Annotated in this window: 23 protein-coding genes; 5 read left to right on the top strand and 18 right to left on the bottom strand. The window is 71.3% G+C overall.

Annotation, left to right across the window (positions count from 1 at the left end; genetic code table 11):
* Nucleotides 1-32: 32 nt before the first annotated feature.
* The 3 genes from ACZ7PG_RS43835 (at nt 33) to ACZ7PG_RS43825 (ending at nt 5,228) form a co-directional block, all read left to right on the top strand.
* Entirely contained in the window at nt 33-929 is an 897-nt protein-coding gene (locus tag ACZ7PG_RS43835; RefSeq protein ID WP_470245690.1) for a S8 family peptidase, read from the top strand.
* A gap of 133 nt (nt 930-1,062) precedes the next feature.
* A complete protein-coding gene (locus ACZ7PG_RS43830) occupies nt 1,063-4,440 on the top strand; it encodes a pyruvate carboxylase (protein WP_470245120.1) in 3,378 nt (1,125 codons plus the stop codon).
* Nucleotides 4,437-5,228, top strand: a complete 792-nt coding sequence (locus ACZ7PG_RS43825; protein WP_470245119.1) for an arginase family protein — start codon at nt 4,437-4,439, stop codon at nt 5,226-5,228. The genes ACZ7PG_RS43830 and ACZ7PG_RS43825 overlap by 4 nt, the downstream gene beginning before the upstream one ends.
* On the opposite strand, the gene ACZ7PG_RS43820 is transcribed toward ACZ7PG_RS43825, so the two are convergent.
* Complete coding sequence (locus tag ACZ7PG_RS43820) at nt 5,225-5,590, bottom strand: GntR family transcriptional regulator (protein WP_470245118.1); 366 nt, start codon at nt 5,588-5,590, stop codon at nt 5,225-5,227. The genes ACZ7PG_RS43825 and ACZ7PG_RS43820 overlap by 4 nt on opposite strands.
* Nucleotides 5,587-6,282 carry a hypothetical protein gene (locus tag ACZ7PG_RS43815; protein ID WP_470245117.1) on the bottom strand — a complete coding sequence of 232 codons (696 nt, stop codon included), beginning with the start codon at nt 6,280-6,282 and terminating at the stop codon, nt 5,587-5,589. The genes ACZ7PG_RS43820 and ACZ7PG_RS43815 overlap by 4 nt, the downstream gene beginning before the upstream one ends.
* Nucleotides 6,283-6,576: 294 nt before the next feature.
* Between ACZ7PG_RS43815 and ACZ7PG_RS43810 the strand changes: the two genes are divergently transcribed.
* Nucleotides 6,577-7,857 (top strand): PucR family transcriptional regulator, encoded by a 1,281-nt coding sequence (locus ACZ7PG_RS43810; protein ID WP_470245116.1) that lies wholly within the window; start codon nt 6,577-6,579, stop codon nt 7,855-7,857.
* A 20-nt stretch (nt 7,858-7,877) separates the two neighbouring features.
* Here the strand turns inward: ACZ7PG_RS43810 and ACZ7PG_RS43805 are convergent, their stop codons facing one another.
* The 3 genes from ACZ7PG_RS43805 to ACZ7PG_RS43795 all read right to left on the bottom strand — a co-directional run bounded on the left by ACZ7PG_RS43805 (nt 7,878) and on the right by ACZ7PG_RS43795 (nt 10,584).
* A complete protein-coding gene (locus ACZ7PG_RS43805) occupies nt 7,878-8,453 on the bottom strand; it encodes a hypothetical protein (RefSeq protein WP_470245115.1) in 576 nt (191 codons plus the stop codon).
* A gap of 9 nt (nt 8,454-8,462) precedes the next feature.
* Complete coding sequence (locus ACZ7PG_RS43800; protein WP_470245114.1) at nt 8,463-9,866, bottom strand: DUF6801 domain-containing protein; 1,404 nt, start codon at nt 9,864-9,866, stop codon at nt 8,463-8,465.
* A gap of 79 nt (nt 9,867-9,945) precedes the next feature.
* Complete coding sequence (locus tag ACZ7PG_RS43795) at nt 9,946-10,584, bottom strand: DUF6801 domain-containing protein (RefSeq protein ID WP_470245113.1); 639 nt, start codon at nt 10,582-10,584, stop codon at nt 9,946-9,948.
* Nucleotides 10,585-11,026: 442 nt separating this feature from the next.
* Between ACZ7PG_RS43795 and ACZ7PG_RS43790 the strand changes: the two genes are divergently transcribed.
* The gene (locus ACZ7PG_RS43790) at nt 11,027-11,899 is read left to right on the top strand and encodes an RCC1 domain-containing protein (RefSeq protein ID WP_470245112.1); all 873 of its coding nucleotides are present in this window, start codon (nt 11,027-11,029) and stop codon (nt 11,897-11,899) included.
* 42 nt (nt 11,900-11,941) lie between these two features.
* On the opposite strand, the gene ACZ7PG_RS43785 is transcribed toward ACZ7PG_RS43790, so the two are convergent.
* The 13 genes from ACZ7PG_RS43785 to ACZ7PG_RS43725 all read right to left on the bottom strand — a co-directional run bounded on the left by ACZ7PG_RS43785 (nt 11,942) and on the right by ACZ7PG_RS43725 (nt 24,928).
* Nucleotides 11,942-12,592 (bottom strand): hypothetical protein, encoded by a 651-nt coding sequence (locus tag ACZ7PG_RS43785; protein ID WP_470245111.1) that lies wholly within the window; start codon nt 12,590-12,592, stop codon nt 11,942-11,944.
* A 66-nt stretch (nt 12,593-12,658) separates the two neighbouring features.
* Nucleotides 12,659-13,507, bottom strand: a complete 849-nt coding sequence (locus ACZ7PG_RS43780) for a hypothetical protein (RefSeq protein ID WP_470245110.1) — start codon at nt 13,505-13,507, stop codon at nt 12,659-12,661.
* Entirely contained in the window at nt 13,504-14,007 is a 504-nt protein-coding gene (locus ACZ7PG_RS43775; RefSeq protein ID WP_470245109.1) for a hypothetical protein, read from the bottom strand. The genes ACZ7PG_RS43780 and ACZ7PG_RS43775 overlap by 4 nt, the downstream gene beginning before the upstream one ends.
* Entirely contained in the window at nt 13,995-15,194 is a 1,200-nt protein-coding gene (locus ACZ7PG_RS43770; protein WP_470245108.1) for an MCE family protein, read from the bottom strand. The genes ACZ7PG_RS43775 and ACZ7PG_RS43770 overlap by 13 nt, the downstream gene beginning before the upstream one ends.
* Nucleotides 15,194-16,255 (bottom strand): MCE family protein, encoded by a 1,062-nt coding sequence (locus tag ACZ7PG_RS43765; RefSeq protein WP_470245107.1) that lies wholly within the window; start codon nt 16,253-16,255, stop codon nt 15,194-15,196. Before ACZ7PG_RS43765 ends, ACZ7PG_RS43770 begins: the two co-directional genes overlap by 1 nt.
* Entirely contained in the window at nt 16,252-17,286 is a 1,035-nt protein-coding gene (locus ACZ7PG_RS43760) for an MCE family protein (protein ID WP_470245106.1), read from the bottom strand. The genes ACZ7PG_RS43765 and ACZ7PG_RS43760 overlap by 4 nt, the downstream gene beginning before the upstream one ends.
* Nucleotides 17,283-18,266, bottom strand: a complete 984-nt coding sequence (locus ACZ7PG_RS43755; RefSeq protein WP_470245105.1) for an MCE family protein — start codon at nt 18,264-18,266, stop codon at nt 17,283-17,285. The genes ACZ7PG_RS43760 and ACZ7PG_RS43755 overlap by 4 nt, the downstream gene beginning before the upstream one ends.
* Nucleotides 18,263-19,267, bottom strand: a complete 1,005-nt coding sequence (locus ACZ7PG_RS43750) for an MCE family protein (protein WP_470245104.1) — start codon at nt 19,265-19,267, stop codon at nt 18,263-18,265. The genes ACZ7PG_RS43755 and ACZ7PG_RS43750 overlap by 4 nt, the downstream gene beginning before the upstream one ends.
* Nucleotides 19,264-20,538, bottom strand: a complete 1,275-nt coding sequence (locus ACZ7PG_RS43745) for an MCE family protein (protein WP_470245103.1) — start codon at nt 20,536-20,538, stop codon at nt 19,264-19,266. The genes ACZ7PG_RS43750 and ACZ7PG_RS43745 overlap by 4 nt, the downstream gene beginning before the upstream one ends.
* Nucleotides 20,535-21,386, bottom strand: a complete 852-nt coding sequence (locus ACZ7PG_RS43740; protein ID WP_470245102.1) for an MlaE family ABC transporter permease — start codon at nt 21,384-21,386, stop codon at nt 20,535-20,537. Before ACZ7PG_RS43740 ends, ACZ7PG_RS43745 begins: the two co-directional genes overlap by 4 nt.
* 2 nt (nt 21,387-21,388) lie before the next feature.
* On the bottom strand, nt 21,389-22,183 hold the full coding sequence (locus ACZ7PG_RS43735; RefSeq protein ID WP_360684440.1) for an MlaE family ABC transporter permease: 795 nt from the start codon (nt 22,181-22,183) through the stop codon (nt 21,389-21,391).
* 385 nt (nt 22,184-22,568) lie between these two features.
* Entirely contained in the window at nt 22,569-23,561 is a 993-nt protein-coding gene (locus tag ACZ7PG_RS43730) for an LLM class flavin-dependent oxidoreductase (RefSeq protein WP_470245101.1), read from the bottom strand.
* Nucleotides 23,562-23,569: 8 nt separating this feature from the next.
* Nucleotides 23,570-24,928, bottom strand: a complete 1,359-nt coding sequence (locus tag ACZ7PG_RS43725) for an FAD-dependent monooxygenase (protein WP_470245100.1) — start codon at nt 24,926-24,928, stop codon at nt 23,570-23,572.
* Nucleotides 24,929-24,964 lie beyond the last annotated feature (36 nt).

Here is a 24,964-nt window from a genome sequence, read left to right as displayed (position 1 = left end):
GGCACCGCCGGGGTACCACGACGATCATGAGGATGCTGCTCGCCGCCGTGGCCATCGTGTTCGCCGGACAGACGCCGGCGGTCGCCGCCGGTGGGGTGCAGCCGGATCCGCCCAGCTGGGGGCTCGACCGGATCGACCAGCGCGCCGGGCTCGACCACGCCTACCACTACGCGAGCGACGCCTCGGGCGTCACCATCTACGTGATCGACAGCGGCGTCGACGCGAAGCACCCGGACTTCGAGGGCCGCGTCGCGCCCGGGCGGGACTTCCTGAACGGCGGCTCCGACACGTCCGACACCAACGGCCACGGCACGCGCCTCGCCGGGATCGCCGCGGGCAAGGCGTACGGCGTCGCGAAGGGCGCGCAGATCGTGCCGGTGCGGGTGCTCGACAAGGACGGCGGCGGCGCGACCGACCAGATCATCGCGGGCATCGACTGGGTCGCGCAGAACGCCCAGCAGCCGGCGGTCGCGGTCTTGGGTATCGGCGGCGTCCCGAACGACGGGCTCGACGCGGCGGTCAAGCGGCTGGCGGCGGTGGTCCCGGTCGCGGTCCCGGCGGGCAGCGAGACGGCCGACGCGAGCGGGTTCTCCCCGGGCCGGGTGACCGAAGCGCTGACCGTCGGCGCGACGGACGCCCAGGACCACCCGGACAAGGCATCGAACTTCGGCGAGGATGTCGACCTGTACGCGCCGGGGGTGGAGGTCCCGTCCCCGACCGCGGGCGGCACGGGCGCGGGCGCGGAATCGGGCACGTCGATGGCGGCGGCCTTCGCGGCGGGAGCGGCGGCGCTCTACCGCGCCCAGCACCCGGAAGCGGCGCCCGACCAGGTGGACCAAGCGCTTGTTCAGGCGGCGACGCCGGACGCGCTCAAGGGGGTCCCGGACGGCACGGCGAACCGGCTGCTTTACGCCGCGCCGGGATCCTGACAAGCTGCCCAGCCGCGGACCGGACGAATCCCCTGGTCCGCATGACGTCCATCACCCGGGACACCGCTCCCGCAGAGCGGGAAGAACCGGGTAACGTGCGTTGACTTACCGATCCAACCGGGAAGGACCGGGCATGTTCCGCAAGGTGCTGGTGGCCAACCGCGGGGAGATCGCGATCCGAGCGTTCCGCGCCGGCTACGAACTGGGCGCGGGGACCGTCGCCGTGTTTCCGCACGAGGACCGCAACTCGCTGCACCGGCTGAAGGCCGATGAGGCGTACGAGATCGGCGAGCCCGGTCACCCCGTGCGGGCCTACCTCTCGGTCGACGAGATCGTCGCCGCCGCGAAGAAGGCGGGGGCCGATGCCGTCTACCCCGGCTACGGCTTCCTCTCCGAGAACCCCGACCTCGCGCGTGCGTGTGAAGAAGCGGGCATCACCTTCGTCGGGCCGAGCGCCGACATCCTCGAGCTCACCGGCAACAAGGCCCGCGCGGTCAAGGCCGCTCGCGAGGCCGGCGTGCCGGTGCTCGGGTCGTCCGAGCCCTCCAGTGACGTCGACGCGCTGGTCGCGGCCGCCGACGAGCTGGGCTTCCCCGTCTTCGTCAAGGCCGTCGCCGGTGGTGGCGGACGCGGGATGCGCCGGGTCCAGGATCCGGCCCAGCTGCGCGAGTCCATCGAGGCCGCCGCGCGCGAGGCCGAGTCCGCCTTCGGCGACCCGACCGTCTTCCTCGAGAAGGCCGTCGTCGAGCCGCGGCACATCGAGGTGCAGATCCTCGCCGACGGCGCGGGCAACGTCATCCACCTCTTCGAGCGCGACTGCTCCGTGCAGCGGCGCCACCAGAAGGTCGTCGAGCTCGCCCCGGCGCCGAACCTCGATCCCGAGCTGCGCGACCGGATCTGCGCGGACGCCGTCAAGTTCGCGAAGCAGATCGGCTACCGCAACGCCGGCACCGTCGAGTTCCTGCTCGACAAGCAGGGCAAGCACGTCTTCATCGAGATGAACCCGCGCATCCAGGTCGAGCACACGGTCACCGAAGAGGTCACCGACGTCGACCTCGTGCAGTCGCAGCTGCGGATCGCCTCCGGCGAAACCCTGGACGACCTGGGCCTGTCGCAGGACAAGATCTACCTGCGCGGCTTCGCCCTGCAGTGCCGCATCACCACCGAGGACCCGGCCAACGGCTTCCGCCCGGACACCGGGATGATCTCCGCCTACCGCTCGCCGGGCGGCTCCGGCATCCGGCTCGACGGCGGCACCGCCTTCTCCGGCACCGAGATCAGCGCCCACTTCGACTCGCTGCTGGTGAAGCTCACCTGCCGCGGCCGCGACTTCAAGACCGCCGTCGGCCGCGCGCGCCGCGCCGTCGCCGAGTTCCGGATCCGCGGCGTCGCGACGAACATCCCGTTCCTGCAGGCGGTTCTCGACGACGACGACTTCCGCGCCGGCCGCGTCACGACGTCGTTCATCGAGGAGCGCCCGCAGCTGCTCACCGCGAGGCAGTCCGCCGACCGCGGCACGCGCCTGCTGACCTACCTCGCCGACCAGACGGTCAACAAGCCGCACGGCGAGCGCCCGAAGACCCCGGACGCCACGCTGAAGCTGCCGAAGCTCCCGAAGGACGCCCAGCCGGCCGACGGCTCGAAGCAGAAGCTCGTCGAGCTCGGCCCGGTCGGGTTCGCGGAGTGGCTGCGGAAGTCGCCGCACATCGGCGTCACGGACACGACGTTCCGCGACGCGCACCAGTCGCTGCTCGCCACCCGCGTCCGGACGAAGGACCTCCTCGCGGTGGCGCCGGTCGTCGCGAACACCCTGCCGCAGCTGCTGTCGCTGGAGTGCTGGGGCGGCGCGACCTACGACGTCGCGCTGCGGTTCCTCGCCGAGGACCCGTGGGAGCGCCTCGCCGCGCTGCGCGAGGCCGTCCCCAACATCTGCCTGCAGATGCTGCTGCGCGGGCGCAACACCGTCGGGTACACGCCGTACCCGACCGAGGTGACCCACGCCTTCGTTCAGGAGGCGACGAAGACCGGCATCGACATCTTCCGGATCTTCGACGCGCTCAACGACGTCGAGCAGATGCGCCCGGCCATCGAAGCCGTACGCGAGACCGGCTCCGCCGTCGCCGAGGTGGCGCTCTGCTACACCTCGGACCTGTCGGACCCGGGCGAGAAGCTCTACACGCTCGACTACTACCTCAAGCTGGCCGAGCAGATCGTCGGCGCCGGCGCGCACGTCCTGGCGATCAAGGACATGGCCGGGCTGCTGCGCGCGCCCGCGGCGACCAAGCTGGTCACCGCGCTGCGCAAGGAGTTCGACCTGCCGGTGCACATCCACACCCACGACACCGCGGGCGGCCAGCTGGCCACCTACCTCGCGGGGATCAACGCGGGCGCGGACGCCGTCGACGGCGCGGTGTCGTCGATGGCGGGCACGACGTCGCAGCCGTCGCTCTCGTCGATCGTGGCGGCCACCGACCACTCCGACCGCACGACCGGGCTGAGCCTGGACGCGATCGGCGAGCTGGAGCCGTACTGGGAGAGCGTGCGCAAGATCTACGCGCCGTTCGAGGCCGGGCTGGCCTCGCCGACCGGGCGCGTCTACCACCACGAGATCCCCGGCGGCCAGCTGTCGAACCTGCGCACGCAGGCCATCGCGCTGGGCTTGGGCGACCGGTTCGAGGACATCGAGGCGATGTACGCGGCGGCGGACAAGATCCTCGGCCACCTGGTGAAGGTGACGCCGTCGTCGAAGGTCGTCGGCGACCTCGCGCTGCACCTGGTCGGCGCGGGCGTCTCGCCGGCCGACTTCGAGGCGGAGCCGAACAAGTTCGACATCCCCGACTCGGTGATCGGCTTCCTGCGCGGCGAGCTCGGCGACCCGCCGGGCGGCTGGCCGGAGCCGTTCCGCACCAAGGCCCTCGAAGGCCGGGCGGCGGCCAAGCCGGTGGCGGAACTGTCCGAAGAGGACCGTTCGGCGCTGGCCGAGCACCCGCGCCGGACGCTCAACCGGCTGCTGTTCCCGGCTCCCACCAAGGAGTTCGAAACGCACCGCGAGGCCTACGGCGACACGTCCGTGCTGCCCAGCAAGGACTTCTTCTACGGGCTGCGGCCGGGGGAGGAGTACGCGGTCGACCTCGAGCCGGGCGTGCGGCTGCTCATCGAGCTGGAGGCGATCGGCGAGGCCGACGAACGCGGCGTCCGCACGGTGATGTCGACGCTCAACGGCCAGCTGCGGCCCATCCAGATCCGCGACCGCTCGATCGCCTCGGACATCCCGGCGACCGAGAAGGCGGAGAAGGGCAACCCGAAGCAGGTCGCGGCGCCGTTCGCCGGCGTGGTGACGCTGCAGGTCTCGGAAGGCGACACGGTCGAGGCCGGCGCGACGGTCGCGACGATCGAGGCCATGAAGATGGAGGCGTCGATCACCGCGTCCGCAGGGGGCAAGGTCGGCCGGCTGGCGATCAACTCCGTCCAGCAGGTCGAGGGCGGTGACCTCCTGCTGGTGCTGGAGTGACGCTGGTCAACGCGGTCCCGCAGCGCCAGGGCGCGGTGGGACCGCGGGCGGCGGAGCTGCCGGACGGCTGCCTGGCGCTCGCGGAGCTGGCCGGGCACGTGCTCGGCCGGCCCGTCCACCACGTCCGGCAGTCGCGGGAAGTGTCCGAAGTGGACCGCGGGATCGCGTCCCGTGCGGTGCTGACGGGCCCGAACCGCGCGGCCCAGCTGGCGGCGCTGGAGGCCCCGGGCGGCCCGGTCCTGACGATCGGCGGCGACTGCGGGGTCGAGCTGGTCCCGATCGGCGTCGCGCGGTTCCGGTACGGCCCCGGCCTGGGCGTCGCGTGGTTCGACGCGCACGCCGACCTGAACACGGCTTCGACCTCGCCCTCGGGCGCGTTCCACGGGATGGTGCTGCGGTCGCTGTTCGGCGAGGGCGACCCGGAGTTCGCGGCGGACCCGGCTCTGACGCCGGGCCAGGTGGCCCTGCTCGGGACGCGGGTGTTCGACCCGGAGGAGCGGGCGGCGGTTGCGCGGGGGCTGGCGGTCACGTCGGTGGATGCACTGGTGGGCGTGGAGAAGCTGTACGTCCACGTGGACCTGGACGTGCTGGACCCGGCGGAGTTCGCGGGCCTCAACTACCCGGAGCCGGCCGGCTGGACCATTCCGCAGCTGGTGAGCGCGCTCGATGCCCTCACGGCGTACGAGGTCGTGGGCGCGGGGATCACGGAGTGCGTGGGGACTTCGCGCGAGGTCGAGGTGCTGGAGCCGGTCCTGGCCGCGATCGGCCGTCTGCTCGCCCCCGGCTAACCGGCTTCGTAGGCGGCTCGGAGCGCGGTCGCCGCCGCCTCGACGTCCGCGCCGAGGTCGCGCGCCCGTGACGCGTACTCGATCGCCGCGGTGAGGAGCAGAGCCGTCGGGTCCGGGCGGTCCTTGGGAACCGTGACCACCGTGCCGCGCGCGCGGGCCGTCACCACCCAGCCCGCCGTCTCCAGCTCGCGGTACGCGCGGGCCACCGTTCCGGACGCCAGTCCCAAGTCACGGGCCAGCTGGCGGATCGGCGGCAGGCGCGTCCCGTCCGGGAGCGCCCCCGCCGTCACCGCGCGGACGATCTGGTCGTGCACCTGCCGCCAGGGCGCCAGGCCGTTTTCGGTGTCGACGACGATCTTCACGTCCGGGCCGGCTGCCGTTTCACCGGGGCGGTCACCGCCAGGAACGCGGCCAGCCCGGCGACGACCGCCAGCAGCGACCCGAGGTCCCCGCCCGGCCAGCCGATCGCCGCGCAGGCGGCGATGCCCAGCCCGATCGCGACGCGCCCGCTGCGGCGGCGCAGGGCCAGGTCGACCCGCGGCTCGCTGACCGCCGGCCGGCGCACCGCCAGCGCCGTGATCGCCCAGCAGACGACCGTGGTGCCCGCCGCGGCCGCCAGCAGCGTCCACTGCGCGGTCCAGGCCAGGCGCACGATCGCGCCCGCCGACGCCAGCACGCTGAGCACCAGCGCCCAGACGGGGACGACGTCGGCCAGCGTCCGCGGGGCCAGGACGGCCTCGCGACGCGGAGTGCGCGACGGCCGCTGGGCGAACAGCTCCGCGATCAGGCCGCCGACCAGCAGCGTCGTGATGATCGTGCCCGGCCCGGTGTCGCCGAGCACGGGCGGGATCGCCAGGTAGAGCCACGGGTACCAGAGCCGGCGCCGCTTCAGGTACCGGACGGCGAGCGCCACCTCGCCGGCGTCCGGGTCCGGGACGCCCCAGCGTTCGAGAAGGCGCTTTCCGTGCTTCTCGCCCGGCCAGAGCACGATCAGGATCGCCAGGCCGATCAGCCCGCCGAAGAGCGCGACCGCCAGCACGTTGTCCCACGGCATATCCGGACCTCCTCGCTTGTATCAACCACACGATACAAGCGTTCGGCGCGGCGTGCGAGACGGCTTCGGGGTTCGCCCGTTCGTACGTACAATCGTGAGCAGTCGGCGGGGTACTTGTCAGCGAATCGCAGCCCGGCCCTGTGAACTTGTCACGAAGATGACAAGAAATCGGTTTCCCTTCGAAGGTGTGACACGTTCGGGACTACTTTTTCGATGTGTCCGGTGTCACCCCGCACCAGGCTGGGTGCCCGGTGCTCGCGTGCCGGGGTCGCGGGGCGGAGCGAAGGAGCTGCGATGTCGGTGGAGCGCGGACTCGATCACGCTGCGCCGCCGCCCGCCGCACTACCCCGCAAGCTCGCCGACATCCTGCGTCCCGAGCTGGCCAGCCTCGCGGCCGAGATCGTCGACGAGATCCGCGCGACCATCCCCGCCTACGCCCGCCCGCTCGACGGGCCGTACGGCAAGTCGATCCGCGCCGGCGTCGAGTACGCGATCACGCTGTTCGTCGCGCAGATCGCCGACCCGACGGTGTCCAAAGAGCAGTCCCACGAGGTGCACCACCGCTTGGGGCAGAACGAAATGCGCGAAGGCCGCAGCCTCGACACGCTGCAGTCGGCGTACCGCGTCGGCGCGCGCGTGTCGTGGCGGCGCATCATGCGCGTGGGGCGGCGAAGCGGGCTTTCGTCGGCGGTGATGTCCCAGCTGGCCGACGCGATGCTGGCGTTCATGGACGAGCTCGCCTCCGTCGCGCTCGACGGCTACCTGGAGGCGAAGGCGCGCACGGCGGGAGCGCTCGACACGTGGCGCCGCAAGCTGCTGCACCTGATCCTGGAGACGCCGCCCGCGTCCCCCAAGGCGATCGCCGAGCTGGCCCAGCTGATCGGCTGGCCGGTGCCCACCGACGCGACGCCGGTGGCGGTCTGCCCGGCCGACGGCGTCGCCCCGGCCCGCCGGCACGCCGGGCTGGACGCGGACATCCTCGCCGAGCTCGACACCCCCGACCCGAAGCTGGTGGTCCCGGGCGAGCTCGGCGGCGCCCGGCTGGCGACGCTGCAGGTGGCCCTGCCGGACTGCCGGCTCTCGATCGGCCCGTGCGTCCCGCTCGCGTCGGTGGCGGACTCCCTGCGCTGGGCCCGCAACGCCCTCCACCTGGCCGAGCGCGGGGTGCTGGTGCCCCGCCCGGTGCTGCGCGCGGAGGAGCACCTGGCGACGCTGCTGGTCAACTCGGACACGGGCCTGGTCGGCACGCTGCGGCACCGCCTGTTCGCCCCGCTGGCGGACATGACGGGCAAGCAGCAGGAGCGGCTGCTGGAGACGCTGCGGGCCTGGCTCGACAGCCAGGGCAACGTGGTGGAGATCGCGGAGCGCCTGGGCGTCCACCCCCAGACGGTCCGCTACCGCATGAGACAGCTCCAGGCGACGTTCGGCGAGAAGCTCCGCGACCCGGCGGCGCGCTTCGAGATGGAGCTGGCATTGCGCGCGGGTGCGGCGCCGTTGCCGCTGCGGTACCCGGTCAGCGAGCTGCTGCCTTCACCGCGCACCGGGGTTTCGCGTCCACAATGGACGTCCAATTAGGTTCGGGTGCCGAAGCCCGCTCAGGTGATCGGGACATTCGGCTGGAAAGCCCGGTCCTGCACCGGGTTGGTGACCCGCAGCGTGCACGTCAGCGCCCAAGGCGTCCACGCGCCGGTGGACGTCTTGTGGACCTCGAGGCCTTCGGTGAAGCTCACGCCGACCGTGAACCCGACCGAGCCCGACGCGCCCGCCGTGAACGTCTGGGGTGAGCCGGTCACCGGCAGCGTGGTCGCGCCCGTGCCGAGGGGCGTCTCCGGGAAGCCGCCGCTGATCGTTCCGGCCGCCGGCCCCGCGTTCTTCACCGCGAACGGTACGGCGAAGGTCCCCCGCACCGCGTCGTAGCCGGCCGCGCGCAGCAGCGCCGTCAGGCCGATCGGGAAGACGTGCTGCGCCGAGGGGGAAACCGTGAACGGCTGCCCGGGGTGCGGATCGGTGACCGCCAGCTGGGCGGTCAGCGTGGTCGACGGCGGGGAGATCCCGGGGAACGTGCAGGTGTAGGTCAGCGTGCCGGTGGTCGTCGTGGTCGTGGCGTGCGCGGTGCCCACTGCCAGGCCGGTGACGAGCAGCGCCGCCGCGATGGCCGGTCCGATCCTCATGCGTCCCCCTCAGTTCGAGTGCTTGACCGCCTTCTTCGCCGCCGGGGTCTCCGGGGGCGGTCCGTCGGACCCGGGCGGGCACTGGGTGGAGTCCGGGTCGGTGCAGACGATCAGGTTGTACGTGTCGACGAAGGCCTGGTTGCCCTCGCCCGAGCTCATCCCGGAGAGCAGCGGGCTCAGGTCCTGGCCGCCGTCGCCGCACCCGACGAACTCGGGGAGCTTGAACCCCGTGTTCTCGTCGGTCCGGATGTGCCCGACGCCGAAGGCTTCGTACGGGCCGCTCAGCGTGAGGGTCACCGTCTCCCGGGTGACGCAGTCGGGGCCGAGGTCGAGCGGGACGCCGTTGACCTTCGCGTTGCTCAGCCGGGCCATCACCTGCAGCGTCGTCTCCAGGTGCGTGCCGTCGGGCTGGTCGGTGATCTTGCCGGCGACCTCGATGATCTTGCTGTTCCGGTAGTCGACCGGCAGGAACTCGACCGTCGCGGTCACCGGGACGAACCCGAAGCCGAGGAACGTGGTCGTCGCCGGGTTGAACGTCGTCGAGCCGGTGACGCGCGAGGTGCCGTCCACCAGGTTGAGGATGAACAGGCCGTTGAACAGGAACGCAGGATCGGCGGTGACGGTCGCGCCGAGCTTCCGGACCGTCGACTTCGTCATGATCGTGACCAGGCTCAGCGGCACCGCGAACTCGTCTTCGGTCGGCGGATCGCCGGGACCGGGAGCGTCGGCGGCCGCGGCCTGCTGTTCCTGCTTCGCGTCCGGCACCACCTTCGGCAGGACCATGATCTTGCCCAGGACGGTCGGCTGGTCGGGGTCGAGGGTGCACGCGATCTGCGGCGCCGGCTGCGTGGCCGCGGTGTCCGGTGGCGGCACGGCTTCGAGGGCCAGCGTCGGCGCGGCGACGTCGAACGTGACGGCGCCGACGGTGTTCAAGGCGATCTCCGGCACGGTGCCGGTGGCCGTCAGCGTGAGGTCACCGGTGTCCGGCAGCGGGGTGGCCGGGACGGTCAGGTCGACCGGCACCTTGTCCGCGCGGTCGTCCTGGTGCACGGCCAGGTCGACGTGCACGCTGCCGCGCAGCGACCCGGCGGTGGCGCCTTCCGGCAGGAAGGACAGCGCGACGTCGCGGGGGAGCGTGAGCTTCGCCGAGAACCCGCCGATCGTGGCCGACGTCCCGGTCTTCGCCTGCGAGGGCAGCGTCGCCGCCGTCTCGGCCGTGAGCTTGCGCGCGCCGAGCGGGTCGGCGAACGGGCAGGTCACCGAAACCGACGCCGTGGCCTCCGTGTCCGGCGGGACCGCGGGCGCGGGAGCGGCCGAACCGACCCCGGTCAGCGCGCCGTTCACCGCGGAGAGCAAGCCGACGGCCGCCAGCGCGGAAACGGTGAGGGTGCGAGGCCGGGCTCGACGTGGCATCAGGGTCCCTGGGTGTGTTCGGAACGGACAGGACGTCCCGGTGCGGGCCGGGAAAACCGGCCCGCACCGGGAAACCCGGTCAGGAAACGGTGATGCTCGGGCTGAACGAGGTGTTCTGCGCCGGGCTCGTCACCTTGAGGGTGCAGTTCATCGTCCACGGCGCCCAGGCGCCGGTGGACTTCTTGTGGAACTCCAGGTTCGCCGACAGCCCGCTCGTCAGCGACAGGGTGGCGCTGCCCGCGGAGGCCGGCGCGGTCCAGTCCGGGATGCTGGACCCCGCGTCCTGCGAGATGACCACCGTGATCGGCCCGCCGGTCGGGTAGATCACTTCCGGGATGTCCAGCCCGGAAGCCGACGGCTGCGACAGCGTGCCCGCCGACGCCGTGACCGGCACCGTCGCCTTGCCCCGGATGCCGTCGTAGCCGACCGCGGTCAGCAGCGAGTGGACCGTCGAGCTGATCGTGGCGCTGCCGCCGACGTTGGCCGGGGTGACGGTGGTGCTCGCCGGGACGACGTCCGGCGCGTCCAGGTGCGCGGTGATCGCGACCGGCTGCGGCGAGATGCCGGGGAAGGTGCAGTTGTAGGTGACGCCCGCCGTGCCCCCGGCGGTGTAGGTGGTGGTGGCGGCGGCCGCGGTGCCCGCGGTCAGCACCGCGATGGCGCCGATGGCGGTCGCGGTGGTGGCGAAACCGGCGGACAGCCTGCTGAGTCGGGACATACCTGTCATCTCCTTTGATTCAGTTCAGTCTCGGCTTTGGCTGATCGATTGCTCGCCGCCGTGAGCCCCCATCGCGTTCACCGTCCCCATTGCCCCGGGCGGCGGGTCGCGATTTCATCGGCGTGCGAGGTGGAGGTCCATCTGCCGGAATCGAGGCTACTCGCCAGTTCAGTAAGGAACAAGACTTCGCACCGTCGCGGGTGAGGCGGTCTCGGGCCGTCTCGATTTCTTGTGCGCGACGGCGTAGGTGCGACATCGGATTTGGCGGATTTTGACAAAGAACGGCCGGCGCGGCGAAGTGCCGTGCGCACCGGTCTACCATTTGTGATCTTGCCGAAGCAATCCCGGATAACAAAACCGGAGAAATGAGGCTACCGTGCCGGGTACTTCCCGTTGTGGACGGGTATCACTGAAGGGCGCCGCATTCGCGGTGACGGCCGCGATGGCCGTCTCGGTGTTCCCCCAGCCGGCGTCCGCGGCCACCGTCGGCGGCGTGATCGCCTGGGGCAAGCCGGACTACGACGTCACCATCCCGCCGCCGGACGCGCTGACCGGGGTCACCGCGGTGTCGGCGGGGAGCACGACCGCGCTGGCGCTGAAGGACGGCGCGGTCCTCGCGTGGGGCGCGAACAACTGGGGTGCCAACCAGATCCCGGCCGCGGCGACGTCCGGGGTCAGCCAGATCGCGTCGGGCTGGGGGCACGAGCTGGCCCTCAAGAACGGCAAAGTCCTGGCCTGGGGCAACAACTGGTACGGCCAGACGACCCTGCCGGCGTCGGTGTCCAGCGGGGTCGTCGCGATCTCGGCGTCCAACATGCACAGCCTGGCGCTGAAGCAGGGCGGGCTGGTGGTGAGCTGGGGGTCGCGGACCGACGTGCCGGCGACCGCGCAGTCGGGGGTCACCGCGATCTCCGCCGGGGGCGACCACAACCTGGTCCTCAAGAACGGTGGCGTGCTGGCCTGGGGCAGCAACACCTACGGGCAGACGACGGTGCCGGCCGGGCTTTCTTCGGGGGTCACGGCGGTGTCCGCCGGGTTCTTCCACAGCCTGGCGCTGAAGGACGGTCAGGTCTACGCCTGGGGCCGCGACAACTTCCACCAGACCGAGGTGCCGCCGGAAGCGCTTTCGGACGTCGTGGGCATCGACGCCGGGTTCAACCACAACGTCGCCCTCAAGGCCGACGGTTCGGTGGTGACCTGGGGCTCGAACCTCGTCGGTGAGACGTACTTCCCTTGGTGCGGCCCGGTGTTCGCCGTCTCGGCCGGGGACAACGACAGCTTCGCGCTGAAGGAAGATCCGTCCGCTCCTTGCTGACACCGCGCGGGTGGCGGGCACTGCGCCCGCCACCCGCGTCGGTCACTTCAGGGTGGCGTCGCTGGCCAGGTCGAGCGAAATGGTGTTGCCCGGCCCCGAAATCAGGGCGCCGAGGGCGATGTCGGCGATGAAGCAGTTGTTGAACTCGGGGATCGTGTAGGTGCCGGTGACCCGGATGGCCGGCGCGGTGATGTCGATGTCCTGCGCGGACAGCGTGAGGTCGAGCGGGGTCTTGGTCTTGCAGCTGCCGGGGACGGTCGGCAGCGGGATGATCGGGATGATCGGGCCGGCCCAGATGTCGTAGATCTCCATGTTGGCCTTGGCCTTGGTGACGAGGTTGCCGTCGGCGATCGTGCCGGTGGCCGGGCCGAGCGGGGTCACCTTGACCTTGGCCTTGATGCGGAAGATGCCCGAGAGCAGGGAGATGTCGGCCTGGGAAGGCGGCAGCGCGAGGTCCGCGCTGAGCCCGACCGAGCCGGTCTGGTCGTCGATGAGCAGGTTGCCCTTGAGCGAGCCGGGGCCGAGCGCCATGGCGCTGCCGGTCTTCTTCACCGTGGTGCTGCCGGTGACCTTGTAGGACACGGGGATCGGGATGACGTCGGCCGAGGCCGGGGTCACGACGACCCCGGTCAGCACGACGGCCGCCGTCGAGGTGAGCACGGCCATTCTCCTCAGCTGCGTTGCCACGGACATGGTTGTCCTCCTTGTGCGTTTCCCGTCCGTTCCGGGTGCTCCCGGAAACGGTGAAGTGTTCGTTGTTCAGCGGGGTTCGAGCTCGGTGACGACCCAGCCGTCGCCGGCGCGTTCCGCGGTCACGGAAAGCTGCGCGGCGGCGCTGTCGGTCGCATTGTTGTCAGCCCGGACGGCTGATTGATCGAGAAAGACGAGTAACCGCGCGTGACCATTCTGGAGTTCTTGCACGGCGATCGCGGAAACGCGCGAAGTGAGCACGAGTTTCTGCTCGGGAGCCTTCTGCCGCACTTGGGCGAAGAGCTTGTCGTAGGAATCCTTGGCGGACCCGCGCAGCACGGCGGCGGCGGCCTTTTCGGTGACGTCGGTCTTGTCGTAGGAATAGGAGAAGATCCGGTTCATCGCGAGGGTGACGGAAGAGGTGACCTCGGAGGTCTGGCCGACATCGGTGAGCGCGAGGTTGTCGGCGGCGGGGTTGCTCGAGGCGGAGTGGGCTTCGAGGGTGAACCAGACCCCGGCCCCGGCCAGCACGAGGGCGGCGGCGAGGAGGAGAGCGGGCAGGCGAAGCCAGGCGGGGCGGGGCTTGGGGGGTTGAGCTGCGGGTTCGCCTTCGGATTCGTCTTCGGCCTCGGCCGGCTCGGCGTTGGCGTCGGCTTCAGCGGAAGCGGCTTCGGGCTCGACTGACGCTTCAGCGGCCCCGGCGGGCTCGGCTACGGCTGGCTCGGCGGCCTCGGATGCCCGGTCGGCCTCGCCATCAGCCGCGGCTTCGTCGGCGCCGGGCTCGGTCGCGAGTGAGTCGGCAGCAGGTTCGGTAGTGGCCGAGTTGCTTCCGGCCACACTCGCGGGGGAGCCGGCCTCGGCCTCCTCCACCTCGACCGGAGCCTCCCCAGCCTCGGCCACCGTCCGCGCGCGGTTCATCGGGCACCCACCGGCAGCTGGTCCAGCGCGCTGAGCTTCCAGCCGTCTGGCGTCCGTGACAGCGCCGCCGCGAAACGGTTGCGCTTCACCGCCGGGGCCGTTCCCTGCTTTGCCATCGTGATCTCCACCGAAGCCAGCATCTTCGCCGTGCCCGCGTGTTCGTCCAGCTCGCTCAGGGCCGCGTCGAGGACCCGGCCCGTCGCCACCGTCGCGTTCGCCGTCAGGGCTTCCTTCGTCTTCGAGTCCGTGCGGGCCAGCTGGTCGTGCAGGGGACCCGTCGACGCCGACAGCCAACGACCCAGACCACCGTTCACGTCGTGGTAGTCGAGGGTGTTCAGCTCCGCCACCAGCGTCCGCCCGCTCGACAGTGCCTCGTCGCGGGCCACCCCGTACGTCAGGGACGCGTCGTGCGATGCCGCGTACCACGAGTAGCCCGACCAGCCCGCGAAGATCGCGGCGGCCGCGAAAACCACCACAGCGCCCTGCTTCAGCGCAGCCACAGCATCTCCTCGAGGCTCGTCGACGTCGCCTGCCCGTCGAGTCCGGTCAGGCCGCCCGGCAGCGCCGGCTCCGGGACCGGTGGGTGCGGCGCGTTCTGCACGCCGCGCACCGAACTCTCGTTCCCGTACGGCAGCGTGCAGGCCGCGTCCGTGTTCAGCGGCAACGGCGAGAGGTCGTTGCTCGGCCGGTGCTGCGTTCCCTCGTAGCCCTGGCTGCACGGCGGTGGGTTATTGAAGTTCAGCACCAGCCCCATCCGCAGCGCGTCGCCCTGGGGGTTCAACGCCGACCCCACCCCGGCGACCGCGCGAGGCAGGTTCGCGAACAGCGTCTCCTCCGCCGCGGTGCGGGTGCCGAACACCCGGGCCGTCGTCAGCAGGTTGGCCAGCAGGATCGGCAGCCCCGGGTCGTTCTCCTTCAGCAGCGAAGACAGCTCCGTCGCCGCGGGCGGCGCGGTCGCGATCAGCCGCCGGAGGTCTCCGTCGGACTTGGCCAGCTGCTGGGCGAACACCCGGGCGTTGCTGCTGAACGAGCGCCACTCCGCCGACGAGTCGACCTGCGTCCGCAGCACCGTCGCCCCGTCGTTGATCAGCTTCGACGTCTGGGGCAGGTTCGCGCTCGCCTCGTGCGTGAACGTCGTCGCCGAGTCCATCAGCGTCTGCAGGTCCGGGCCGGCGCCGCGCAGGGCGTCGTCGAGCTCGTCGACCACCGTGCGCAGGTCCTGGGTCGGCACCGACGCGGTGAACGAGTCCAGGTCCGTCAGCAGGCTATTGACCGGCAGCGGCAGCGTCGTCGACTCGCGCCGGATGACCGAGCCCGCCGTGAGGTAGGGCGCGTCGCCGGTGCGCGGCTGCAGGTCGACGTACTGCTCGCCGACGGCCGACCGGTTCGCCACCACCGCGCGGGAGTCCTCCGGGATGGGCGGGGCGCCGTCGTCGATCAGCAGGTCGGCCTCGGTCCCGGTGACGGTGAGCCGCAGCTCGCCGACCCGGCCGACGGCGACGCCGCGGTAGGTCACCTCGCCGTTGGTGAACAGCCCGCCGCCTTCGGCCAGCTCCAGCTTCACCGTGTAGCTGCCCGAACCGAAGAGCCGGCCGAGCCCGGCGTAGTTCGCGCCGACGAACGCCGTCGTCGCCAGCGCGATCACGACGAACAGCACCACCTGGACCCGCACTCTGCGCGTCAGCATCACTGGCCTCCCGAGGGGAGCGGGAGCTGCGGCAGGTCCGGCGGCACGCCCTCGCCGGGTGCGGGCAGCGGCACGCCGGGCGCCGGGATCATCGACGCGTAGGCGTTGATGTAGTCGCCCTTGATCGCCGGGAGCACCGAGTCGGGGAACGGGAACGTCGGCAGCATCTGCAGCGACTTCGGCAGGTCGGCCCCGGCGTCGGCGAGCTGGTCCAGGATCGGCGCGAGCGCCCGCAGGTCGGCCACCATGTCGTCGCGGCTGCGGTCGACGACGTCGGTGGCCACCGTGGAAAGCCGGTCCAGCGCCTGCAGCATCGAGACGAGCTGGGTGCGCTGGTCGGTGAGCGTCTGCAGGCCGGGCGTCAGGTCGGTCAGCGCGCCGGAGACCTGCTCGTGGCGGTTCGCGAGCGTCGAGGACAGCCGGTTCAGCCCGTCCAGCGCTTCGGTGATGTCCGAGCGGTGCGCGTCCAGGTCCGTCATCAGGGTGTTCACCCCGCCCAGGAACGAGCGGATCTGCGCCTCGTTGCCGTCCATCACCTTCGACAGCTCGCGGTTGATCGTCTGCAGCTGGCCGATCCCGCCGCCGTTGAGCAGCAGCGAAAGGGCACCGAAGATCTCTTCGAACTCGGGGTTGCGGTTGGTGCGGTCCAGGGTGATCACCGCGCCGTTCACCAGCCGCGCGCCGCCCGCGGCCGGCGCCGCGCCGTCGGGTGCGGCCAGCTCGACGAACTTCTCGCCCAGCAGGCTGGACTGGCGCAGCCGCGCGACGGCCCCGGCCGGCAGCACGACGTCGCCGTTGACGTCCAGCACGGCTTCGGCCGTCCAGCCGTCGCCGCCCAGCCGGACCTGCCGCACCCGCCCGACCGGCACGTCGCCGACCTTCACGGCGGCCTGCGGCACGAGGTCGAGGACGTCGGTGAACTGCGCGGTCACCGCGTACGGGTGGTCGCCGAGGTCGGCGCCGCCCGGCAGCGGCAGGTCGTAGACGCCCTTGAACTCGCCGGGCGAGCAGCCCGCGAGGGCCAGGCACCCGATGGTCACGGCGGTCAGGACCCGTTTCATCGCCCGCCCCCGTTCGTGTAGACGTCGCCGGTGGCCGGCAGCGGCATCGGCGGGTAGTACTCGAGGGCGTTGTCGCGGCCCAGCAGCTGCCCGGTCGCCGGGTCGATCGCGTTGAGGACGTTCGTCACGGCCAGCGGGACCCCGTCGAGCGTCTCGGCCAGCGACTGACGCTGTTCGACGAGCGTCCGCGTCGTCGTCACCAGATTGTCCACAGTGGACTTGATCGCGCCTCGGTTGTCCCGGATGAACGCTTGGACGTCGCCGAGCGCCTGGCCGAGGCTGTCGAGGGCGTGGGCCAGCTCGCCGCTGTTCGCGGCCAGCGTGCCGGAGATCTGCGACAGCTGCTGGTTGACCCCGCTGACCTGCTGGTCGTTGGTGGCGAGCATGGTCGTGAACCGCTGCAGCTCGTCGACGGTGCCGAACAGGTCACCGGAGTTGCCGGCCAGCGTCCGGGCGAGCTGGGCGAAGTTGCGGACGCTGTCGTTGAACGCCTGCCCGTTGCCCCGCAGGTTCTGCGCGCCGGTCTTGAGCAGGTCCGACAGCGCGCCCTGGGAGTTCGCGCCGTTCGGGCCGAGTGCCTTCGACAGCGTGTCGAGGCTGGCGTAGAGCTGGTCGAGCTCCACCGGGGTGGCGGTCCGCCGCGCCGGGATCGACGCGCCGTTCGGCAGCCGCGGCCCGCCGCGGGCCGGCTTGGCGAACTGGACGTAGCGGTCGGCGACGACGCTGGGGGCGATCACCAGCACGGTGGTGTCCTCGGCGATGCCGACCGAGCCGTCGATGCTCATGTCCACCTGCACCTGCTCGCCGCGCGGGGTGACGGCGTCGACCTGGCCGATGCGGACGCCGAGCACGCGGACGTCGGAGCCGGAGTAGACGCCGACCGCGCGGGTGAAGAACGCCGTGACGTGGTGCTGGCCGGTGCCCGAGAACACCCACCACAGCGCGGCCGTCACGACCAGCGCGAGCAGGATCGCGGCGGCGACGAACCGGGTGGTCAGCACCCCGGCGCGGGTGGTGGTCAGCGCGCTCACCTGGTGCCTCCCGGCGTCGTGCAGGGGTTGTGGTTTTCCGGCACCAGGCCGCAGAGGTAGGCGTCGATCCAGCGGCCGTTGCCGGTGGTGTTGGTGACCACGCGGAAGTACGGTCCGGCCAGCTGCAGGCCCTTGGTGAGGTTGTCGTTCTGCCGCTTCAGCAGGTCGGTCACCTGGCTCAGCGACTGCAGCGCCTTCTTGAGCGGGTCGGAGTTCTCCGCGACCAGGCCACGCAGCTGGTCGGCCAGCCGCGCCGAGCCGGTGAGCAGGTCGTGGATCGCGTCGCGGCGGCGGTTCAGCTCGGTCAGCAGCAGGTTGCCGTCGTCGATCAGCTTCTCGAAGTCCTCGTTGGAGTTCGCCAGCGTCGTGGTCAGCTTCCGCGCGTTGGCCAGCAGTTCGGCGATCTCGCCGTCGCGGCTGGAGACCGTCTTGGACAGCTGGGACAGGCCGTCGAGCGCGCTGCGGACGTGCTCGGGGGAGTTGCGGAAGGTGTCCGACAGCGTGGTGAAGCTGTTCGCGAGCTGCTTGGTGTCGATCGCGCCGACCGTGTCGGCCAGGCCGTTGAACGCGTCGGTGACGTCGTAGGGCGTGACCGTCCGGGTGCGCGGGATCGCCTGGTCCGGGTTCTGCACGCCGTCGCCGGTCGGGTTCAGCGCGAGGTACTTGCGGCCCAGCAACGTCTTGATCTTGATGTCGGCCGTCGTGCGGTCGCCGATCCACGCGTTCTTGACCCGGAAGGACACCAGGACGTGGTCGTCGGCCAGCGCGACGTCGCGGACCTCGCCGACCTTGATGCCGGCGATCCGGACCTCGTCGTCCGCCTGCAGGCCGGCGGCCTCGGAGAACTCGGCCTCGTAGGTGGTGCCGCCGCCGACGATCGGCAGGTTGTCGTAGTTGAGCGTGACGGTCAGCAGCGCGGCCAGCGCGACGCTGCCGACGACGCCGAGGGCGATCGGGTTGCGCTCCTTGAAGGACTTCACGAGTCGCACCTCGCCGTCGGGATGTACACACCGCGCGGGGGTGTGGTCTGCAGCGTGGCGCGGCAGAGGAAGAAGTTCATCCACGTGCCGTAGGAGGCGACGCGGCCGATTTCGGTGAACTTCACCGGGAGGTTCGTCAGGAAGCTGTCCACATCGGACTGCTTCTGCACCAGCGTGCCGGCGACCTCCTGCAGGTCGGCGATGCTCTCCTTCAGCGGCGGGCGCGCCTGCTCGAACAGGCCGGCCGTCGACTGCGTCAGGTCCCCGATCCCGCTGATGGCGTCGCCGATCGCGGCGCGGTCGCCGGCCAGCCCGGACACCAGCTGCCGCAGCGTGGACACCAGGTTCGCGAGCGCGTCGCCCTTGCCGTTGACGGTCTTGAGCACCGAGTTGAGGTTCCCGATCACCTCGCCGATCACCTTGTCGCGCCCGGCGAGGGTGGTGGTCAGCGAACCGGTGTGGGCCAGCAGGCTTTCGACGGTGCCGCCTTCGCCCTGCAGCACCTGGACGATCTCGCCGGAGAGCTCGTTGACGTCGTTCGGCGACAGCGCCTGGAACAGCGGCTTGAAGCCGTTGAACAGGTCGGTGAGGTCCAGGGCGGGAGTCGTGCGGTCCAGCGGGATCTCGCCGCCCTCGGGCAGCTGGTCGCGGGTGCCGGTGGTGCCGCGTTCGAGGGCGATGTAGCGCTGCCCCACCATGTTGCGGTACTTGATGACCGCGTGGACGTCGGCGGGCAGCCGGCGGCCCTGGTCGAGGGAGAACCCGACGAGCGCGCGGTTGTGGTCGCTGATCTCCAGCGTTTCGACCTGGCCGACGCGGACGCCGGAGATGCGCACGTCGTCACCGGCGTTGAGCGAAGTCGCGTCGAGGAACTTCGCCGTGTAGTGCTCGCCCGCGCCGACGCCGGAGTTCGTGATGGACACGGCCAGCAGCGTCGTCGCCAGGACGGTGATGACGATGAAGATCAGGCTCTTGATGAGCGGGGAGGCGATGTTCCTCATTTGAGCTTCACCTCCGTGCCGCGGTAGAGCGGCCCGACGAGCACGCTGCTCCACTCCGGGACCTGCCCGGCGGGCACGCCGATCGACGGCGCGACCAGCGTGGCCAGCAGCTGCTCCTCCTGCGGGGAGTTCGCGACGCCGAGGTCGCCCTCGCCGCCGGTGAGCAGCGGGTGCCCGGCGCTGCCCGGGGCCGCGGCGGCGACGCCGGTGGTCGGGGCGACGCCGGAGGGGTAGCAGCGCGGCTCGCCGCCGCCGGTGAAGCGCGGGTCGTCCCGGCCGGGCAGGTACTTGCCGCTGTCGGCGGTCACCGAGACCTCGGCGTGCAGGCCGGGCTCCTTCCGGGTGACGCCGAGGACCTTGTCCATGGATCCCTCAAGGGCGCTGAGCGAACTGATGGTGCAGGCGAAGCTGGGGGAGTACTTCGCGGCGACCTCGAGCGGCGCGCGGCTGTCGGCGGCCAGCGCGATGAGGTTGTCGCGGTTGTTCTGCAGGAAGTTCGTGACCTCCTGGGACGACGACGTCACCTGCTGGTAGACCCCGGCGAGGTCGTCCTGCTTCTCCTTGACCGTGGTGAGCGTGACGGCCGAGGACGTGAGCGCGTCGAGCAGGTCGGGGGCGATGTCGCCGTAGAGGTTCGAGACGGTGGCCAGGTCGTGGAGGTCCGACGTCAGCTGCGGGAGCTCCGGGTTGAAGTCCTTGAGGTAGTCCGCGGCGGTGCCGATCGTCTGCCCGAGCTGTTCGCCGCGGCCCTGCAGCGCCGTCGACACCGCGGTCAGCGTCGTCGCGAGCTTCTGCGGCTGGACGGCCTTGAGCAGCGGCAGCAGGTTGTCGAAGACGCGTTCCAGCTCGATCGCGTTGGCCGAGCGGTCCTGTTCGATCGTGTCACCCGCGGCCAAGTGCGGGGCACGGGCACCGTCCGGGATGGACAGCTGGACGTACCGCTCGCCGAACAGCGTCTTGGGTACCAGCAGCGCGGACACGTTGCGCGGCAACATGTCCACTTTGCCCGGCTCCAGGGCAAGCGCTATCTCGGCGCCCTGCGGCGTCGCCCGGACCTCGCGGATCTCGCCGACGAGCACCCCGCGGGCCTTGACCTGCCCGCCAGGGGAAAGCTGGTTGCCGATCCGGCTCGCCTTGAGCGTCACCGGGACCGTGCTGACGAAGTCCTTGTCGTACACCTTGATGGAGAGCGTCACGAGCACGCCCATCACCACCAGGAACAGCACCCCGGCGGTGCGGACCCCGGCCTTGTGGCGGGTCTCCCGTCTCATCCGGCCACCTGCACGGTGGTCGTCGCGCCCCAGATCGCCAGCGAGAGGAAGAAGTCGAGGACGCTGATCGCGACGATCGCGGTGCGCACCGCGCGGCCGACCGCCACGCCGACGCCGGCCGGGCCGCCGCTCGCGCGGAAGCCGTAGTAGCAGTGGGCCAGCACCACGACGACGCTGAACACGAGCACCTTCCCGAACGACCACAGGACGTCGCCGGGTGGGAGGAACAGCAGGAAGTAGTGGTCGTAGGTGCCCGCGGACTGGCCGAAGAACCAGACGGTGACCTGCCGGGAGGCGAGGTAGCTCGACAGCAGCCCGATCGCGTAGAGCGGGATGACGGCGAGGAAGCCGGCGATCACCCGGGTCGTCACCAGGTACGGGACGCTGGGGATGCCCATGACCTCGAGCGCGTCGATCTCCTCGGAGATCCGCATCGCGCCGAGCTGCGCGGTGAACCCGCAGCCGACGGTGGCGCTCAGGGCCAGGCCACTCACCAGCGGCGCGATTTCGCGGGTGTTGAAGTAGGCGGAGACGAACCCGGCGAACGCCGACGTCCCGACCTGGTTGAGCGCGGAGTAGCCCTGCAGGCCGACGACCGTGCCGGTGGCGACGGTCATCCCGATCATCACGCCGATCGTGCCGCCGATGACGGCGAGCGCGCCGCTGCCGAAGCTGACCTCGGCCAGCAGGCGGACGATCTCGCGCAGGTACCGGTGGATCGCCCGGGGGATCCAGGCGATCGCGCGGAGGAAGAACAGGATCTGGTCGCCGAGGGTGTCGAGGAAGCCGAACCGGCGGTCGACGGCTTCGCGCACCCGCGCGGTCTTGGGGACTTCCGTGGTCGTCACGATCAGCTCCCCTTGGGCGGCACGAGTTGCAGGTAGACGGTGGTGAGCACCAGGTTCAGCACGAACAGCAGCAGGAACGTGATGACCACCGACTGGTTGACGGCGTCGCCGACGCCCTTCGGGCCGCCCTTGGGGTTCAGCCCCCGGTAGGCGGCGACCACGCCGGCGACGAAGCCGAAGATGACCGCCTTGATCTCGCTGATCCACAGGTCGGGCAGCTGCGCCAGCGCCGAGAAGCTGGCCAGGTACGCGCCCGGCGTCCCGTGCTGCATGATCACGTTGAAGAAGTAGCCGCCGAGCACGCCGACGACGCTCACCATGCCGTTGAGGAAGACCGCGACGCCCATGGCGGCGAGCACCCGCGGCACGATCAGCCGCTGGACGGGCGAGACGCCGAGGACCTCCATCGCGTCGATCTCTTCGCGGATGGTGCGCGAGCCGAGGTCCGCGCACATCGCGCTGCCGCCGGCCCCGGCGATGAGCAGTGCCGTCACGATCGGGGCGGCCTGCTGGATGATCGCTAGCACGCTGGCCGCGCCGGTGAACGACTGTGCGCCGATCTGCGTGGTCAGCGACCCGATGTGCAGCGCGATCACCGCGCCGAACGGGATGGAGACCAGCGCCGTCGGCAGGATCGAGACGCTCGCGATGAACCAGAACTGCTGGATCAGCTCACGCACCTGGAACGGGCGGCGGAACGTCAGCCGGACGACGTCCAGCCCGAGCCCGTAAAGCCGTCCGGTCTGCCGCAGTGCGGCGGCCCCGGGGAACGACGGCGTCGTCGTCCGTTCGGCCATTCGTGTGCCTCCCCAGCGGTTTCGACGGCACGTCGAATACACCCGAGTCGAGCAAGGGGAAATGGTCCGAACGGGGTAACAATTGTCGGCCATTCACGGTCTCGGGGGACACCGTGCCGGTTCCTACTGGTCGGTACGTTAACCACGGCCTTGTTGGGAGACAAGAACTTGAGCAGGATCACGCGGTCACGGGCTGGTAACCGCGCATTTCTTGTCAGTCGTTGACAAACGGACCTGATCTTGTTGTCAGAGAAGGAAAAGAAAATCCCGTACCGGATGCGGGAGTGGGTGCACCGCTATCCATTCGCGCGGGGAGGGAACACCGCCGAACGGAGGACACGCCAGGGGGGAGAGTAGGCCCGGCGGTGCCCTCCGTCCAGGGGGATCAGGACTTGAGGCCGGCCAGCAGCTCGTAGGAGCGGACGCGGTCCGCGTGGCCGTGGACCATCGTCGTGACCATCAGCTCGTTCGCGCCGGTGTCGGCCAGGAGCTGCTCGAGTCCCTTGTGGACCGTTTCGGGCGAGCCGACGATGCTCGAGCCGAACCGCTCGGCGAGGAACGCGCGGTCCATCTCGGTGTACGGGTATTCCGCGGCCTCCTCCGGCGTCGGCAGCGCGATCGGGCGGCCGCGGCGGAGGCTCAGGAACGTCAGCCCGGACGGCCCGGCCAGGAACTGCGCGCGGTCGTCGGTCTCGGCGGCGACCACGGACACCCCGAGCATCACGTACGGCTCGTCGAGCACGCCGGGCCGGAAGTTCTCCCGGTACAGCTGCACGGCCGGGATCGTGTTCTCGGCCGCGAAGTGGTGCGCGAAGGAGAACGGCAGCCCCAGCCGTCCGGCCAGCTGGGCGCTGAAGCCGCTCGAGCCCAGCAGCCACACCGGCGGCTGGTTGCCCTCGGCGACCACGGCGTTGACGCCGCGTGCCTCGGAGTGGGTGAAGTAGCCGATCAGCTCCTGCAGGTGCTCCGGGAAGTTCTCCGCGGACAGCCCGCCGGGGCCGCGCAGCGCCAGCGCCGTCCGCTGGTCGGTGCCCGGCGCGCGGCCGATGCCGAGGTCGATGCGTCCCGGGTGGAACGCCTCCAGGGTGCCGAACTGCTCGGCGACCACCAGCGGCGCGTGGTTGGGCAGCATGATCCCGCCCGAGCCGACGCGGATGCGCTCGGTCGCGTCCGCGACGTGCCCGATCAGCACGACGGTGGCGGAGCTGGCGATGCCGGGCATGTTGTGGTGCTCGGCCAGCCAGTAGCGGTGGTAGCCCAGCCGTTCCGCGGCGCGGGCGAGGTCCAAGGTGTTTCGCAGCGTCTCGCCGACACTGTTCCCCTCGGACACGGGGGACAGGTCGAGCACGGACAGCGGCACGTCAGGCAGTGAGCTCACAACCGGGGTCAACGCCCCGGTGCCGTCATTGCTTCCCGCAACGCCGCCGGATCGCCGCCTTGCCACGCCACGACGCCGTCCGGGCGTGCGAAAAGCGCGTCGGCCGGGGCTTCCGGGCACTCCGCCGTGACGATCTTCACGTCCGGGCCGGCGGCTTCCCGCAGGTCGGCGCGATCGGCGAAGTCGAACAGCACCGGCCGCGCCGCGCGCATGACCTCGGCCACGCGAGTGGTGCGGCCGCCGACGGTCAGCGGCAGGTCGGGGACGTACGGCAGCTCGTCGGCGTCCCGCAGCAGGCCGGCCAGGTGCCGCGTCGCCGGCGGAAGCGCCGCCAGCTCGCCGAACAGGGTCCGCAGCGCGTCGCCGTCCTCGCCGGTCAGGCGGTCGAGCACGGCCTGGACGCGGGTCTGGGTCAACGTCCGCGCCGCGACCGGGTGCCGTTCCGCGTGATAGCTGTCGAGCAGGCTTTCGTCCGCGGAATCGCGCACGACGGCGGCGAGCTTCCAGCCGAGGTTGACCGCGTCCAGCAGCCCGACGTTCAGCGAGGAGCCGCCCGCCGGGAAGACGTGCGCCGCGTCGCCGGCCAGCAGCACCCGCCCGGCGCGGTACCGCTCGGCGAGCCGGGCGGAGCTGACCGTCCGCGACAGCCAGAGGGGCTCGCCCAGCCGCAGGTCGGTGCCGAGCACGCGCCGCACGGCGTCGCGGAACTCGTCGAGCGTCGGCTCGCCGGCCGGCTCCGGCGCCACCTCCCGGACGCCGGCGACCAGGACGCCCGGCGTCAGCGACGTCACCAGCACCCGGCCGCCGGGCCGGCGGTTCCAGCCCTGCTTCAGCTCCGAGGTGAAGAGGGGCAGGTCCGCCCGGAAGTGCCCGAGGCGCATCAGCTCGTCGTCGGTGGTGCCGGGGAACCCGATGCCGGCCAGCTCGCGGACGCGGCTGTGCGCGCCGTCGCAGCCGACGACGTACTTCGCCTCCAGGGGATATTCGCCGTCCGGGCCGCGGATGGTGCCGAGGTCCAGCAGCTCGTGACCCCGCCGGATTTCGGCGCCGAGCTCGAGCGCGCGCCCGGTCAGCAGGGCCTCCATCTGCGGCTGCTGCAGCATCAGCCCGGGCAGGGGCGTGTTCAGCGGCACCGGTCCGAACGGGAAACCGGGGAGCGGCCCGGCGAACCCGGCTTCGGCCCGGAAGCGGTCCAGCAGGCCCCGGTGGTCCAGCTGCTCGACGATCCGGCCGACGAGGCCGTTCGCCCGCGGCCGCTCGTCCGGCGTCGCCCGCCGCTCCAGCACCACCACCTCGGCTCCGCCGAGCCGCAGCTCCGCCGCCAGCATGAGGCCCACCGGGCCCGCTCCGATCACCGCGACGTCCATGACGTCCTCCTCGCTGTCAGTTTGAACTGACGGATG

The sequence above is a fragment of the Amycolatopsis sp. NPDC114504 genome, from assembly GCF_055633595.1.
This window is presented reverse-complemented; position numbering and strand designations above follow the sequence as displayed.

Bases quoted from the DNA above. Each gene is read 5' to 3' on its own strand.
- ACZ7PG_RS43795 (WP_470245113.1), bottom strand. From the start codon at position 10,584: ATGTCCCGACTCAGCAGGCTGTCCGCCGGTTTCGCCACCACCGCGACC.
- ACZ7PG_RS43750 (WP_470245104.1), bottom strand. From the start codon at position 19,267: ATGAGGAACATCGCCTCCCCGCTCATCAAGAGCCTGATCTTCATCGTC.
- ACZ7PG_RS43830 (WP_470245120.1), top strand. From the start codon at position 1,063: ATGTTCCGCAAGGTGCTGGTGGCCAACCGCGGGGAGATCGCGATCCGA.
- ACZ7PG_RS43765 (WP_470245107.1), bottom strand. From the start codon at position 16,255: ATGAAACGGGTCCTGACCGCCGTGACCATCGGGTGCCTGGCCCTCGCG.
- ACZ7PG_RS43725 (WP_470245100.1), bottom strand. From the start codon at position 24,928: ATGGACGTCGCGGTGATCGGAGCGGGCCCGGTGGGCCTCATGCTGGCG.
- ACZ7PG_RS43770 (WP_470245108.1), bottom strand. From the start codon at position 15,194: ATGCTGACGCGCAGAGTGCGGGTCCAGGTGGTGCTGTTCGTCGTGATC.
- ACZ7PG_RS43815 (WP_470245117.1), bottom strand. From the start codon at position 6,282: ATGCCGTGGGACAACGTGCTGGCGGTCGCGCTCTTCGGCGGGCTGATC.
- ACZ7PG_RS43745 (WP_470245103.1), bottom strand. From the start codon at position 20,538: ATGAGACGGGAGACCCGCCACAAGGCCGGGGTCCGCACCGCCGGGGTG.
- ACZ7PG_RS43780 (WP_470245110.1), bottom strand. From the start codon at position 13,507: ATGAACCGCGCGCGGACGGTGGCCGAGGCTGGGGAGGCTCCGGTCGAG.
- ACZ7PG_RS43805 (WP_470245115.1), bottom strand. From the start codon at position 8,453: ATGAGGATCGGACCGGCCATCGCGGCGGCGCTGCTCGTCACCGGCCTG.
- ACZ7PG_RS43835 (WP_470245690.1), top strand. From the start codon at position 33: ATGCTGCTCGCCGCCGTGGCCATCGTGTTCGCCGGACAGACGCCGGCG.
- ACZ7PG_RS43735 (WP_360684440.1), bottom strand. From the start codon at position 22,183: ATGGCCGAACGGACGACGACGCCGTCGTTCCCCGGGGCCGCCGCACTG.
- ACZ7PG_RS43800 (WP_470245114.1), bottom strand. From the start codon at position 9,866: ATGCCACGTCGAGCCCGGCCTCGCACCCTCACCGTTTCCGCGCTGGCG.
- ACZ7PG_RS43785 (WP_470245111.1), bottom strand. From the start codon at position 12,592: ATGTCCGTGGCAACGCAGCTGAGGAGAATGGCCGTGCTCACCTCGACG.
- ACZ7PG_RS43810 (WP_470245116.1), top strand. From the start codon at position 6,577: ATGTCGGTGGAGCGCGGACTCGATCACGCTGCGCCGCCGCCCGCCGCA.
- ACZ7PG_RS43790 (WP_470245112.1), top strand. From the start codon at position 11,027: ATGGCCGTCTCGGTGTTCCCCCAGCCGGCGTCCGCGGCCACCGTCGGC.